General features: G+C 68.1%; 13 protein-coding genes. 7 read left to right on the top strand and 6 right to left on the bottom strand.

The features are described 5' to 3' along the window. Positions 1-497: 497 nt before the first annotated feature. On the bottom strand, positions 498-2,288 hold the full coding sequence (locus tag Q4I23_RS01075; RefSeq protein ID WP_498525028.1) for a cation:proton antiporter domain-containing protein: 1,791 nt from the start codon (positions 2,286-2,288) through the stop codon (positions 498-500). Between the two features lie 409 nt (positions 2,289-2,697). On the opposite strand from Q4I23_RS01075, the gene Q4I23_RS01080 reads away from it, so the two are divergent. Continuing rightward, a complete protein-coding gene (locus tag Q4I23_RS01080) occupies positions 2,698-2,889 on the top strand; it encodes a hypothetical protein (protein WP_454018449.1) in 192 nt (63 codons plus the stop codon). Between the two features lie 52 nt (positions 2,890-2,941). Here Q4I23_RS01080 and Q4I23_RS01085 read toward each other — a convergent pair whose 3' ends face one another. The 5 genes from Q4I23_RS01085 to Q4I23_RS01105 are packed head-to-tail and all read right to left on the bottom strand — an operon-like array spanning position 2,942 to position 6,897. Next, positions 2,942-3,439 (bottom strand): DUF934 domain-containing protein, encoded by a 498-nt coding sequence (locus tag Q4I23_RS01085; RefSeq protein ID WP_454018448.1) that lies wholly within the window; start codon positions 3,437-3,439, stop codon positions 2,942-2,944. Beyond that, the gene (locus tag Q4I23_RS01090) at positions 3,426-5,114 is read right to left on the bottom strand and encodes a nitrite/sulfite reductase (RefSeq protein WP_498525029.1); all 1,689 of its coding nucleotides are present in this window, start codon (positions 5,112-5,114) and stop codon (positions 3,426-3,428) included. The genes Q4I23_RS01085 and Q4I23_RS01090 overlap by 14 nt, the downstream gene beginning before the upstream one ends. Positions 5,115-5,149: 35 nt before the next feature. Beyond that, positions 5,150-5,485: a DUF2849 domain-containing protein gene (locus Q4I23_RS01095; RefSeq protein WP_454018446.1), complete on the bottom strand. Its 336-nt coding sequence runs from the start codon at positions 5,483-5,485 to the stop codon at positions 5,150-5,152. A 24-nt stretch (positions 5,486-5,509) separates the two neighbouring features. Then, on the bottom strand, positions 5,510-6,334 hold the full coding sequence (cobA, locus tag Q4I23_RS01100; RefSeq protein WP_498525030.1) for a uroporphyrinogen-III C-methyltransferase: 825 nt from the start codon (positions 6,332-6,334) through the stop codon (positions 5,510-5,512). Then, positions 6,331-6,897 carry a precorrin-2 dehydrogenase/sirohydrochlorin ferrochelatase family protein gene (locus Q4I23_RS01105; protein WP_498525031.1) on the bottom strand — a complete coding sequence of 189 codons (567 nt, stop codon included), beginning with the start codon at positions 6,895-6,897 and terminating at the stop codon, positions 6,331-6,333. The genes cobA and Q4I23_RS01105 overlap by 4 nt, the downstream gene beginning before the upstream one ends. Before the next feature lie 200 nt (positions 6,898-7,097). Between Q4I23_RS01105 and Q4I23_RS01110 the strand changes: the two genes are divergently transcribed. From Q4I23_RS01110 to Q4I23_RS01135, 6 genes are all read left to right on the top strand, one after another. Then, positions 7,098-7,832, top strand: a complete 735-nt coding sequence (locus Q4I23_RS01110) for a phosphoadenylyl-sulfate reductase (RefSeq protein ID WP_498525032.1) — start codon at positions 7,098-7,100, stop codon at positions 7,830-7,832. Continuing rightward, positions 7,829-8,626, top strand: coding sequence for a sulfate adenylyltransferase subunit CysD (gene cysD / locus Q4I23_RS01115; RefSeq protein WP_014240756.1), 798 nt, complete (start codon positions 7,829-7,831; stop codon positions 8,624-8,626). The genes Q4I23_RS01110 and cysD overlap by 4 nt, the downstream gene beginning before the upstream one ends. 18 nt (positions 8,627-8,644) lie before the next feature. Beyond that, positions 8,645-10,519 carry an adenylyl-sulfate kinase gene (gene cysC / locus Q4I23_RS01120; protein ID WP_451992105.1) on the top strand — a complete coding sequence of 625 codons (1,875 nt, stop codon included), beginning with the start codon at positions 8,645-8,647 and terminating at the stop codon, positions 10,517-10,519. 196 nt (positions 10,520-10,715) lie between these two features. Beyond that, positions 10,716-11,747, top strand: a complete 1,032-nt coding sequence (locus tag Q4I23_RS01125) for an ABC transporter substrate-binding protein (protein ID WP_498525033.1) — start codon at positions 10,716-10,718, stop codon at positions 11,745-11,747. Positions 11,748-11,752: 5 nt separating this feature from the next. Beyond that, on the top strand, positions 11,753-12,517 hold the full coding sequence (locus Q4I23_RS01130) for an ABC transporter permease (protein ID WP_498525034.1): 765 nt from the start codon (positions 11,753-11,755) through the stop codon (positions 12,515-12,517). Beyond that, the gene (locus tag Q4I23_RS01135; RefSeq protein ID WP_349619942.1) at positions 12,505-13,257 is read left to right on the top strand and encodes an ABC transporter ATP-binding protein; all 753 of its coding nucleotides are present in this window, start codon (positions 12,505-12,507) and stop codon (positions 13,255-13,257) included. The genes Q4I23_RS01130 and Q4I23_RS01135 overlap by 13 nt, the downstream gene beginning before the upstream one ends. The last annotated feature ends 61 nt before the right edge of the window (positions 13,258-13,318 follow it).

The following is a 13,318-nucleotide window of genomic DNA, read 5'->3' on the forward strand; positions in this document are numbered from 1 at the left end:
TTGGCGTGCGTCTGGATTGTCGTCGTCGGCCACGCTTATGGGTGGGGTTGGCCGATCGTGGCGACGAGCGCCGTGCCGGGCTTTCTGATCGCGCTGCTTGGCAGCAGAGTGGTGCTTCGCCATTGGGATGCGAAGACCATTCCCGAGTTGGCGCAACTGACGGCATGGGTGGCAGGGGGCTGGATGCTGCTCGCCTGGGGAATTCAGGCGGGCTCCGGCATGATCGAAAGTCCGGGTTTTCAGATCTACACGCCGGAAGCGTTCTATGAGGATCTTCGTTTTTACCTTGGCTGGTGCCTTGGGCTCCTGGTCGCCCCCAACCCGGTGCCGGACGATGCGTCGAAAACGGTCGTGCACCCTGAAGCGACCCGCGGTTCAGGGTCAAATCCTGTCGCTCCGCCCCATGGTCCGGACGAAGAAAAGGCCTCGGAGTCGGTCGCCTCCAAGGCCTTTTCATCGCCTTTGCCATCGGACCGGCTCGCGGAAACCGCGTCCGCTCAGGCGGCGTTTTCCGATGCGGCCACGGCCTCGTCGGTGGCGGCGTCCGGCTGGTTCATCTTGCGCCGTTGCGCGGCCATGTCGATCAGGGCCGTGCGCAGCGCCGGGTGGCGGGCGGTGAACTGGTTGAAGTCGCGCCGCTCCAGCACCTGAAACTGGCAGTAGTCGACCGCGGCGACGTCGGCGTTGCGCCGCTGCCCGCTCAGCAGGGCCATCTCGCCGAACATCGTGCCGGCGCCCAGGCGGATGGTCTGGCCCTCCATCAGCACCTCCACGGCGCCGGAGGCGATGAAGTACATGGCGTTGGCGCGGTCGCCCTTGCGGATGATGCGCTCGCCGGGCACCGCCGACTTGGGCCGGAACAGCATCATCAACCGCTCCTGCTCATGGGCGTCCAGCAGCGACAGCACCGGGAAGGTCTTGGCGAGCGCCTGGATCTGCAGGTCGTGCTCCTTCTCGCGCTCCTCCGCTTGGTGGCGGGCGTCGGCGAGGCTGCTCTGGAGCTGCTCGAACTGCTCCCAGCCATAAGGCGGCACGCCGGCGGCGCGCTTGGCCTGGAGATGCTTGCGCAGCGCGGCGACCCCCGCGAAGACCGCCGGATTCAAGGTGATCGACAGCAGAGCGCCGGCCAGCACGAGGTCGCGCCCTTCCTCCGGCAACAGGCCGAGCGACATGCCCAACCCGACGAGGATGAAGGAGAATTCACCGATCTGCGCGAGGCTGGCCGACACCGCCAGACCCATGCCCACCGGGAAGCGCAGCAGGATCACGATGCCGAAAGCGATCAGCGACTTGCCGACCACGATCAGGGCCACCACGGCGATGACCGCCAGCGGGTCGCGCAGCAGGATCGACGGGTCGAACAGCATGCCGACCGACACGAAGAACAGAACGGCGAACGCGTCCTGCAACGGCATCGAATCGGTAGCCGCCTTGTGGCTGAAGCGCGATTCGTTCAGCACCACGCCGGCGAAGAAGGCGCCAAGCGCGAAGGACACGCCGAACAGCACCGCCGAACCGTAGGCGACGCCGAGCGCGATGGCGAGAACCGACAGGGTGAACAGCTCGCGCGAGCCGGTGCGCGCCACATTGGTCAGGATCACCGGGACGACGCGCGGGCCGAGCACGATCGCCAGAACGGAGAAGGCCGCGACCTTGCCCAGCGTCAGGGCCAGCGTCAGCCAGATCGGACCGTCCGAGCCGGCGCCATGGCCCCCAGCGGCGCTCCCAGCGGCGCTCCCAGCGGCGCCCGGCGCGTGGCCGCCCAGGACCTCCGCCAGGGCCGGCAGCAGCACGAGCGCCAGGACCATCGCGAGGTCCTCGACGATCAGCCAGCCGACCGCCACGCGGCCTTCGGCGGTGTTCAGCATGTCGCGCTCTTCCAGGGCCTTCAGCAGCACGACTGTGCTCGCCACCGACAGGCTGAGGCCCAGCACGAGGCCGGCGCCGAGACTCCAGCCCCACAGCCAAGCCAGCCCGACGCCCAGCGCGGTGGCGAGGCCGATCTGGCCGACCGCGCCGGGAATGGCGATTTTCCGGACCGCCAGCAGATCCGAGGGCGAGAAATGAAGACCGACCCCGAACATCAGGAGAATGACGCCGATCTCGGCCAACTGGGCGGCCAAAGCACCATCGGCGACGAAGCCCGGCGTGAAGGGACCGATGATGATGCCGGCGACCAGATACCCGACGAGGGGAGGCAAGCGAATGCGATCAGCGAGGTATCCGAAGATGAAGGCCAACCCGAATGCGATGGCGATCATAGAAATAAGTGGAACGTCATGGGACATGCGAAAATCCTGGCTGCATCGGCGCGATGCCGCATAGTACGGATTTTGCTGGTGCTTGTGGGCGGTGGCGTTGGGATTTTTTCCAGTCGCATGCTCGTTTTTTCGGGAACTGGAACGCGATTTGCGCAAATTCCCCTCAATTGCCCAATGATTCGGCGAGGGGTGGGAAACGCGGTGTGACCTTGCTGGCCTGCCGTGATCAAGGGCTGGATAAGCGGGACAGGGCCGCTATGCTTCGCCGGGCGACGGTGAGGTGAGGAGCATGGCGAGCAAAAGACGGAAGGCATCCAGGAAGGCGGGCCGAGGTCGTCCGGGGACAGGGCGTCCGCTGGCGGGCGAATCGATGGTTTTGGAGGGGCGGGCAGCGCGCCCACCGGTCCGGACGGTCCCCGCCGCGCGCGGCCGGAGCGTGGCGAAGCGCGCCCTGTCCCTGGATGGCGATTCGGGGGCGTTTCTCGGACCCGAGCAGCAGTATCTGCTGAAAAAGCGCCAGGAGGTCGAGCGGCGTGAGGCCCGGTTGCGGCGCACCGTCGGCGGTGTGCTGGCGGCGGTCGCGGCTGCGGCTGCGGCAGGCCTGTTCTGGCTGTTCGGCGGACTGTGAACCGCGCCGCGCCCGCTCCCATCTTCGGAACGCAGGCGCGGCGCGATGCGTGTCAGGACCCCAGGCGGCGGCGCAGGAGCGACAGCGGCTGCGGGTCGTCCAGCGACGGTTGGAAGGCGACGGTAATCTCCGTCAGGGCATGCGCCCAGCTCTCCGGGTTGGTGTCCTCCGGCGCCTCGGCGGAGGTGAAGCCGGTGCGCAGGAGGAAGCGGTACTGGTCGGGGATGACGTGCCCGACCGCCCGGACCTCACCCTGATAACCGAAGCGCTCCCGCAGCTCGCGCGCGGTGGAGAAGCCGCGGCCGTCGCGGAACTTCGGGAACTCGATCGCCACCAGGGCGAAGCGGTCCAGGTCCGGCGCGATGGCCGGGGCCAGGGTCCCGCTCTTGACCCGGACGCCAAGCGCCGCGTTGCGCCCGTCGAAGCTCGCGCGCTCCGCCTGCCAGCGCTCGAAGGTGACGACGGCGGGACGGTCGGCGGGAACCGGCTCGCCGTCGGCGACCGCGACCCACTCGTCCTCGACGATGCGGCCGTCCTTAATGAGCGGCATAGACTCTCTCCTTGAACGGGCCGTGGCCGACGCGCTTCAGCGTGTCGATGAAACGTTCCCCGTCGTGCCGGTTGGACAGATAGACCTCGACGATGGCCTCGATGGCGTCCACCGTCTCGTCGGCGGTCACCGCCGGGCCGAGGATGTCGCCGATCGCCGTGGTCAGGGTCGGGTCGCCGCCGACGGTGATCTGGTAGAACTCCTCGCCCTTCTTATCCACGCCGAGGATGCCGATGGCGCCGACATGGTGGTGGCCGCAGGCGTTGATGCAGCCGCTGATCTTGATGCCCAGCTCGCCGATGGTCTGCTGCCGCGCCGGATCGGCGAAGCGGGCCGAGATGGCCTGAGCCAGCGGGATCGAGCGGGCGTTGGCCAGCGCGCAGTAGTCGAGGCCGGGGCAGGCGATGATGTCGCCGATCAGCCCGGCGTTCGGCGTGCCCAGGCCGTTGGCCTCCAGCGCCGTCCACAGGGTGAACAGAGCGTCCTGCCGGACATGGGCGAGGACGAGGTTCTGTGCGTGGCTGACGCGGAGTTCGCCGAAGCTGTGCGCGTCGGCCAGATCGGCGATCAGCTCCATCTGCTCCGAGGTGGCGTCGCCGGGAATGCCGCCGGCGGGCTTCAGCGAGATGGTGGCGGCGGCGTAGCCGGGGACCTTGTGGGCCAGCACGTTGACCGCCACCCAGCGGGCGAAGTCCGGATTCGCGGCCTTGGCGGCCTGGAAGGACTCCGGCTCATCGGTCAGCGTCTCGAAGGCCGGGCCGCCGAAGCGGCGGCGGATCTCGTCGACGACCTCCGGGGCGAGGCGGTATTTTGGGCCGCGCAGGCGGGCGAACTCCTCCTCCACCTCCTGGGTGAATTTCTCCTGGCCCAGCTCGTGGACGAGGATCTTGATGCGCGCCTTGTAGATGTTGTCGCGCCGGCCGTACTGGTTGTAGACGCGCAGGATGGCTTCGAGATAGGCGACGAAGTCCTCCTCCGGCACCCAGTCGCGGATCAGCTTGCCGATGAAGGGCGACCGGCCGAGGCCGCCGCCGACGTAGAAGGTGAAGCCGACCTCGCCCCGCTCGTTGCGCTTGGCGAAGACGCCGACGTCATGGACGCGGATGGCCGCGCGGTCGGCGTCCGACCCCATGATGGCGATCTTGAACTTGCGCGGCAGGTAGGTGAATTCGGGGTGCAGGGTCGTCCATTGCCGCAGGATCTCGGCGTAGACGCGCCCGTCCACAACCTCGTCCCGCGCCGCCCCGACGAACTGGTCGGTGGTGACGTTGCGCACGCAGTTGCCGCTGGTCTGCAGCGCGTGCATGTCGACCTCGGCCAGCTCGTGCAGGATGGCCGGGGTGTCCTCCAGCTTGATCCAGTTGAACTGGAGATTCTGGCGGGTGGTGAAGTGGCCGTAGCCCTTGTCGTATTTGCGCCCGATCTCGGCCAGTTTGCGGAGCTGCCGCGAGGTCAGGACGCCGTAGGGAACGGCGATGCGCAGCATGTAGGCGTGGAGCTGAAGATAGAGGCCGTTCATCAGCCGCAGCGGCTTGAACTCCTCCTCCGTCAGCTCGCCGGACAGGCGACGCTCGACCTGGGCGCGGAACTGCTCCACGCGCTCCGTGACAAAGCGACGGTCGATGTCGTCGTAACTGTAGACCCCGGCGTTGCGGCCGGGCGCGATGTGGTTCATGGAACTCGCCCTTGTCAAAAAAGTGGCCGCCCGGTTCAGGCCGCAGCCTGCTTGCCGAGATCGATGCGGACGGTGGGGCCGAGCGCCCGGATGCGCTCCCGCGTCTTGACCGGCACCCGCTGCCCGTCGGTGATGCGTAGGTCGAAGGCGTAGACGTCCACGGCGAACTGCTCGCCCTCCGCCTTGGCCTTGGCGGCGGCCAGGGCCGTTTCGGCGGCCGCCGCGTCCTCGAACAGGGCGGCGTCGTCCAGACGCTCCACCCAGCCGAGGTCGGGGCCGGGGGCGAGGAAGATCACCTCGCCGTCGCGCAGGCGGTTGGCGGTGATGGCCTTCAGCACCGCCTCGTTCCTGGACTTATCGCTCAACGCCATGCCTTCAACTCCTAAAACGAACGCTCACGCCGACACGGCGATGGGAAACGGATGCTGGCCGGTGGTCTGCTGCCACGCGCCGATCACCGCGCGCAGCCGGACGACCTCGCCGACCACGACGATCGCGGGGCGCTTGGCCTGTAGCCGCACGACGTCCCGGGCGCAATGGGCAAGATTGGTCTCGATGACGCTCTGCGCCTCGGTGCTGGCGCTCGACACGATGGCGACCGGGGTCATCGGCGGCTTGCCAGCGGCTTCGAGCCGCTCGGCGATGGTCCCGATGGTGCCCAGCGCCATGTAGAACACCAGCGCGCCGGGCAGCCGCGCCAGAACGTCCCAGTCCAGATCGGCGGGCAGACCGCCGGCCTTGTCGTGGCCGGTGACGAAGGTCGCCGTGGTGCCGAAGCCGCGGTGGGTCACCGGGATGCCAGCGTAGGCCAGCCCGCCGATCCCCGCGGTCACTCCGGGGACCACGCGGAAGGGAATCTCGGCCTGGGCCAGCGCCAGGCATTCCTCGCCACCGCGCCCGAAGACGAAGGGGTCGCCGCCCTTCAGCCGCAGCACCCGCCGGCCTTCGCGCGCCAGTTCCACCAGCCGCGCGTTGATCGCCTCCTGCTTGGGGGAGGGGTGGCCGGCGCGCTTTCCCATGTCCACCAGAAGGGCCTCGGGGTTGGCGGCCTCCAGGATGCTGCCGCCGACCAGAGCGTCGTGGACGATGGCGTCGGCCTCGCCCAGCGCCTTGGCGGCCAGCAGGGTCAGCAGGCCCGGATCGCCGGGACCGGCCCCGGCCAGCCAGACGCTGCCCGGCGCGAAGGCGGGCAGGCGGGACAGGAGAGACGATGCGATCATGGCAGCCATCCTTTGGCGGCGATCAGATCCCGGCAGGCGCGCAGCACCTCGGGTCCCTTGGCGCCCGTGGTGCGCAGGCGGTCGCGGAGCGCGGCGAGTTCCGCCAGCCGGTCCGCCCAGACGGCGGGGAACAGAGTCTCCAGCCGTTCGCGGAGCACCTGGGCCAGCGCCGGGCTCTTGCCGCCGGTGGAGACGGTCATCAGAAGGTCGCCGCGCCGTATCACAGACGGCGCGTGGAAATCACAGAGCGGAATCACATCCTCGACATTGACCAGGATGTTGCGGTCGCGTGCCTGACGGGCCAGCGTTTCAGCGACGGAATCGTCGATGCCGACGACGAACAGCACCTGCACGCGATCCAAGTCGGCAGGCGAGGGGAGGGCGCGTCGCAGGGCCGCTCCCGCGAGAGCGATCAATTCCGCATCTGGTTCCGGTGAATAGACCGCCGGTGCCGCGCCACCTTCCAGCAACTGCGCGAGACGGCGCTTCGCCAGCGGTCCCTGACCGACCAGCGCGATCCGCACATGCGTCGGGTCGAGCGCGACCGGGATCACTGCGGCCACCTGTAATGCACACCGAACCTATCGTGAAAAGACATCATGGGCGCATTTAAGCGCGATGGCGGGGTGCAATCAACAGATTTCACAAACTCTCTTAAACCTATAATACATGTAGACAATGTATATGCATTGCAACGCCGTGAAACTGGTGTTAATGTGCAATTCAGAACAAATACTCCACTTCGTGGATAGGCAATTAGGTCATGCTTGATGGACTTGCCCAGGCTGTGAAACGCGACCGCGTGGCCGATCTGACCGAACGGTACGGGCGGCTGGATGGGGCGGTGCTTCTGAACGCCCTTCTGCGTGATGAATTCAACGGCCGCGTCGCCGTGGTTTCCTCCTTCGGAACCGAATCGGCGGTGTTGCTCGCCTTGGCGGCGGAGGCCGACCCGTCCTTCCCTGTTCTCTTCGTCGACACGGGGAAGTTGTTCGGGGAAACGCTGCGCTACCGCGACAAGCTGGTGTCCGCGCTCGGCCTGACCGGCGTGCGCACGATCGGCCCGACCGACGCGGATCTGGCGGCGGGGGACCCTGACAGCCTGCTGTTCACCCGCTCGCATGACGCCTGTTGCCATCTGCGCAAGACGGTGCCGCTGGACCGTGCGCTGGAGGGTTTCGACGCCTGGGTGACCGGACGCAAGCGCTTCCAGGCCTCCACGCGCGCCGCCCTTCCGCTGTTCGAGGCGGAGGAGGGCACGGGCCGCATCAAGATCAACCCGCTCGCCCACTGGGACCGCGAGCGGATCGACCAGGAATTCGCGCGGCGCAACCTGCCGCGCCACCCGCTTGAGGCCGACGGCTTCCTGTCCATCGGCTGCTTCACCTGCACCGAGCGTGTCGCTCCCGGTGCGGACCCGCGGTCGGGCCGCTGGGCCGGAACCGCCAAGACCGAATGCGGCATTCACACCTTCAAGAAGACCGGAACCGCACAATGACCGCCGATCTCGATTACCTTGAGAGCCAGAGCATCTACATCCTCCGCGAGGCCTACAACCGCATCGACAAGCTGGCTCTGCTGTGGTCGATCGGAAAGGACAGCAACGTCCTGCTCTGGCTCTGCCGCAAGGCGTTCTTCGGGCGCGTTCCGTTCCCGGTGGTCCAACTCGACACCGCGATGGAGTTGCAGGAGGTCTACGACTTCCGCGACCGCATCGCCGGCGAATGGGACCTCGACCTGCGGGTGGAGCAGTGCCCGCCGGAAGCGGACATGGACCAGACCCTGCCGCCGCTGACCCGCGCCGCCGCCCGCAAGACGGAGGGGCTGAAGAACCTCCTGCGCACCGGCAAGTACCAGGGCATCATGGTCGGCATCCGCCGCGACGAGCAGGCGACCCGCGCCAAGGAGCGCGTCTTCTCGCCGCGTTCGCTGGAAGGCGACTGGGACGTGAAGGACCAGCCGGCGGAGTTCTGGGACCATTACAAGACCCGCTTCGACGAAGGCACGCACGTCCGCATCCACCCGCTGCTGCATTGGACCGAACTGGACATCTGGCGCTATTCCAAACGCGAGGGGATTCCCATCGTCCCGCTGTACTTCGCCAAGGATGGCAAGCGCTACCGCTCGCTGGGTGAGAAGAACATCACCTTCCCGGTGGACAGCACCGCTGGCACCATCGACGAGATCATCGCCGAACTGGTCGTGACCCGCATTCCGGAGCGCGCCGGCCGCGCCATGGACAACGAGGCCGAGGACAGCTTCGAGCGCCTGCGCAGCTCGGGCTACATGTAAGAAGCGGGGATTGGGACCATGGACATCCGGAACGAATTGAACGGCCAGCTCCGCATCGTCATCGTCGGCCATGTCGACCACGGCAAGTCGACGCTGATCGGGCGCCTGCTGAACGACACCGGCAGCCTGCCCGACGGCAAGGTGGAGCAGGTCCACGAGATGAGCCGCAAGCGCGGCATGCCCTTCGAGTGGGCCTTCGTGATGGACGCGCTCCAGGCCGAGCGCGACCAGGGCATCACCATCGACACCACGCAGATCCATTTCAAGACGGAGCAGCGCCCCTACGTCATCATCGACGCGCCGGGCCACACCGAGTTCCTGAAGAACATGGTGACCGGCGCTTCGCAGGCCGACGCCGCCCTGCTGGTGATCGACGCCGCCGAGGGCGCACTGGAGCAGTCGCGCCGCCACGCCTTCCTGCTGCACCTGCTGGGCGTGCGGCAGGTGGCCGTCGCCGTCAACAAGATGGACCGCGTCGATTTCGACCAGTACCGGTTCGAGGCGGTGTCGCAGGAGATCCGCGCCTATCTGGCGGAACTCGGCCTGCACACCTCCACGGTGATCCCGATCGCGGCGCGCCACGGCGACAACATCGTCACCCGCTCCGACAAGGCGCCCTGGTACGAGGGGCCGACCGTGGTGGAGGCGCTGGACGCCTTCCGCCCGCAGCAGGCGCCCACCGAACTGCCGCTGCGCTTCCCGCTCCAGGACGTCTACAAGCCCGACGACCGCCGCATCCTGGCCGGCCGCATCGAGAGCGGGCGCCTGCGCGTCGGCGACACGCTGCGCTTCTCACCGACCGGCGCCACCGCCACGGTGGTCAGCATCGAGGGGTGGAACCACAGCCAGCCCATCGTCGCCGCCCAGGCCGGGCAGAGCATCGGCATCACGCTGGACAAGCGCATCTTCGCCGAGCGCGGCCATGTCGCGCACCATGAGGAGGGCGCGCCGCACGTCACCCACCGGCTGGGCGTCCGCGCCTTCTGGCTGACCTCGGAGCCGCTGGCGGTCGGCAAGACATACACGCTGAAGATCACGACGGGCGAGCACCGCGTGACGGTGGAGAGCATCACCGCCGTCATCGACATCGAGGACCTGTCGAGCACCCCGGCGAAGGCGGTCCACCGCAACGAGGTGGCCGAGGTCGTCCTGCGCTCCCGCTCGCCGATCGCGGTCGACCTCGCGTCGACGCTGTCGCGGACCGGGCGCGGCGTGCTGATCGACGGCCACGACGTGGTCGGCGGCTGCATCGTCGTCGAGGTGGACGAGGGTCCCGCCGCCTCGGCCAACACGACCGAGGTCTCGCACGCCGTCACGGCGGACGAGCGCAACGCCGCCAACGGCCATAAGGGCGGAGTCCTCTGGCTGACCGGCCTGTCCGGGGCTGGCAAGTCCACCCTGGCCATGGCGCTGGAGCGCGCCCTGTTCGACCGTGGCTGGCAGGTCTTCGTTCTGGACGGCGACAATGTGCGCAACGGGCTGAACGCCGGGCTGGGCTTCTCGGCGGAGGACCGGGCAGAGAACATCCGGCGCGTCGCCGAGACGGCCAAACTGTTCGCGGACGCCGGCGTTCTGGTCATCGCGTCGCTGATCTCGCCGCTCCAGGCCGACCGGGCGCGGGCGCGGGCCATCGGCGGCGAACGCTTCCACGAGGTCTATGTGGCCGCCGATCTCGCCACCTGCGAATCGCGCGACCCCAAGGGGCTGTACCGCCGGGCGCGCGCCGGGGAGATTCCGGAGTTCACCGGCGTCTCCGCCCCCTACGAGGCCCCGGAGTCGGCGGAGCTGACCATCGACACCGGCACGGTCACCCCGGTGGAGGCGCTGGGCGAACTGCTCGACTATGTAGACGGCGCGTTCGGCCGGAATGCCCTGAAGCGCGGCCGGGTATAGCGGCTTCGCCCATCCGTTCTGGAAAAAGCCCCTTCGCGTCGCCGCGGAGGGGCTTTTTCTATAGTGGTTCAGATTTCACATCCCGAAACGTATTATGTGAAATCCGGCATTTCATCATTCGCGAATGTGTAATTCGCTCTTCCTTCCGATAGGAGATGTGCTAAATAGGCGGGCAATTTTCTGCGAGGATGGAACCATGACCGCCCTGACCCGACGTTCCGCAATGCTGGCCGTGGCCGCCGTCGCCTCCTTGGCCGCCCTCACGCCCGGTGCGGCCCGCGCAGCCGATCCGGTGAAGCTGGAGGTCGGCTACATCCCCATCCTTGCCGCCGCGCCGCTGTTCATCCTGGAAGGGGAAGGCTGGGCGCGCGAGGCCGGCATCGACCTGAAGCTGACCAAGTTCGAATCCGGCCCGCACGCGATCCAAGCGATGGCCGCCGGCAAGATCGACCTGCTCTACGCCGGCGTGGCCCCGGTCCTGGTTGCCCGCTCGAAGGGGGCCGATGTGTCGGTCATCGCCAACTCGGCGGTCGAGGAGATGGTCGTCGCCAGCCGTGGCGAGTTCGCCAAGGCCCTGGGCGGCAAGGCCACCGCGGAGTCCATTGCGAAGTTCGTCGCCGACAGCGGCCGCAAGGTCAAGATCGGCACGCAGCCGCCGGGCTCGGTTCCGGACACGGTGCTGCGCCACTGGCTGTTCAAGGTGGTGAAGGCCGACCCTGCCAACGTGGAAATCATCTCCATGGGCATCGAGAAGACCCAGCAGGCCCTGCTCGCCGGCGCGCTCGACGCCGCCACCATCCGTGAGCCGACGGTGACCGTGACCCAGAAGGTCGACCCGAACGTCGGTCTGCTCGCCACCGGCGCGGAGATGTTCCCGAACCAGCCCGGCACCGTCATCGCGGTCCGCGGCCCGGTCGCCAAGGAGCATGGCGAGGCGCTGACCCGCCTTCTCAAGGCGCACATCCGCGCCGTCGACCAGATCGCCAAGGACCCGGCCCGCTCCGCCAAGGTCGCCAACGAGTATCTGGGCAAGGGCCTGATGGAGCCGGCCACTCTGGAGGCCGCCTTCCGCTCGCCGGGGTCCAAGTTCGTCGCCGACCCGCACGGCGTCGTCCCGGCGGTCGAGCAGATGATGGCCTACGCCAAGGAGATCGGCTCCGCCGAGGGGACCGTCCCGGTGGCAGAGGCGTTCGACTTCCGCTTCTACGACGCGGCCGCCGCGAAGTAAGCGCGATGCGTCAGCCGCTGAAGCTTCACAGCTCCATCGCCCTGTCAGCGCTCGGCGTCGGCGCTTTCCTGCTCGCCTGGGAAGCGCTGGCGCGCAGCGGCATCGTGCCCGCCGGGCTGCTGCCGTCGCCCAGCGCGGTGCCCGGCGCCTTCCTGGCGGAGTTCCGGTCCGGAACCTGGCAGGCGATGGTCTTCGCCAGCCTGTCGCACTATCTGTCGGGGCTGGCGCTCGGCACCGTCCTCGGCATCACCTTCGGCACCGCGGCGGCGACCTGGGGCATCTGGGACGCCTTCCAGGCCTGGGTGGTGCGCATGCTGCGCCCCATCCCGTCCATCGCCTGGATTCCCTTCGCCATCATCTGGTTCGGCGTCAGCAAGTCGGCGGCGACCTTCCTGATCGCGCTGACGGTGTTCTGGATCAACTACTATGCCACCTACAGCGCGGTGCGCGGGGTGGACAAGGACCTGATCGAACTCGGCCATGCCTTCGGGCAGGGCGGGCTGATCCCGCGCCTGTTCAAGATCGTCCTGCCCGGCGCGCTGCCGGGCATCCTGGCCGGCGTGCGCGCCGGGCTGGGGCAGGGCTGGATGACGGTGGTGGCGGCGGAGCTGTTCGGCATCTCCGGCCTGGGCGCGCGCATGTCCGACGCCTCCGGCCTGCTCGCCACGCACATCGTCGTGCTCTATATGGTCACCATCGCGGCGCTCTACGGCGTGTGCGACTTCCTGTTCATGCAGGTTCAGCAGCGGGTGCTCGCATGGCAAAAGTGAACGGCTCCGCTGTGATCGATTTGAAGGGCGTCGCCATCGGCTACGGCGCCGAGGCTCCGCCGGTTCTGGTCGACGTCGACCTTTCCATCGAGCGCGGCAGCTTCGTCGCCATCGTCGGGCCGTCCGGCGTCGGCAAGTCGACCCTGCTGCGTGTCGTCGCCGGGCTGCACACGGCGCGCGCCGGTGCCGTCACCATTCACGAGACGAAGAAGCCGGGCCACCGTCCGGTCAGCCTCGTCTTCCAGGACGCCCGCCTGCTGCCCTGGCGGCGGGTCGCCAAGAACGTCCGCTTCGGCCTGGAGGGTCTGCCGATCTCCACCGCCGAGCGGGAGGAGCGGGTGGCCGCCGCGCTGCGTCTCGTCCGGTTGGACGATTACGGCCGGCGCTGGCCCTACGAGCTGTCAGGCGGCCAGCGCCAGCGCGTCGGCATCGCCCGCGCCCTGGCCGTCGATCCCGACATCCTGCTGATGGACGAGCCGTTCGGCGCGCTCGACGCCATCACGCGGCACGGCCTTCAGGACGAACTGCTGCGCATCCACCGCGAGACCGGCAAGACCGTCCTGTTCGTCACGCACGACTTGGAAGAGGCGGTGCATCTCGCCGACCGCATCATCGTGCTGGGCGGCAGCCCGGCGCGCATCGTCCAGGACGTCCGCAACGAGCCGGGCCGCGAGAGCGGCGGCTTCCGCGAGCAGGTGGAGCAGCTGCGGTCGGGGATCGCGGACAATTACAGCATTTGAGGGTGTTGAACCTGTCTCTTATACACATCTGACGCTGCCGACGATTATACGCGAGTGTAGA

This window comes from Azospirillum sp. UFLA03-27, assembly GCF_059803775.1.

Bases quoted from the DNA above. Each gene is read 5' to 3' on its own strand.
- Q4I23_RS01075 (WP_498525028.1), bottom strand. From the start codon at position 2,288: ATGTCCCATGACGTTCCACTTATTTCTATGATCGCCATCGCATTCGGG.
- Q4I23_RS01085 (WP_454018448.1), bottom strand. From the start codon at position 3,439: ATGCCGCTCATTAAGGACGGCCGCATCGTCGAGGACGAGTGGGTCGCG.
- Q4I23_RS01090 (WP_498525029.1), bottom strand. From the start codon at position 5,114: ATGAACCACATCGCGCCCGGCCGCAACGCCGGGGTCTACAGTTACGAC.
- Q4I23_RS01095 (WP_454018446.1), bottom strand. From the start codon at position 5,485: ATGGCGTTGAGCGATAAGTCCAGGAACGAGGCGGTGCTGAAGGCCATC.
- cobA (WP_498525030.1), bottom strand. From the start codon at position 6,334: ATGATCGCATCGTCTCTCCTGTCCCGCCTGCCCGCCTTCGCGCCGGGC.
- Q4I23_RS01110 (WP_498525032.1), top strand. From the start codon at position 7,098: ATGCTTGATGGACTTGCCCAGGCTGTGAAACGCGACCGCGTGGCCGAT.
- cysD (WP_014240756.1), top strand. From the start codon at position 7,829: ATGACCGCCGATCTCGATTACCTTGAGAGCCAGAGCATCTACATCCTC.
- cysC (WP_451992105.1), top strand. From the start codon at position 8,645: ATGGACATCCGGAACGAATTGAACGGCCAGCTCCGCATCGTCATCGTC.
- Q4I23_RS01125 (WP_498525033.1), top strand. From the start codon at position 10,716: ATGACCGCCCTGACCCGACGTTCCGCAATGCTGGCCGTGGCCGCCGTC.
- Q4I23_RS01130 (WP_498525034.1), top strand. From the start codon at position 11,753: ATGCGTCAGCCGCTGAAGCTTCACAGCTCCATCGCCCTGTCAGCGCTC.
- Q4I23_RS01135 (WP_349619942.1), top strand. From the start codon at position 12,505: ATGGCAAAAGTGAACGGCTCCGCTGTGATCGATTTGAAGGGCGTCGCC.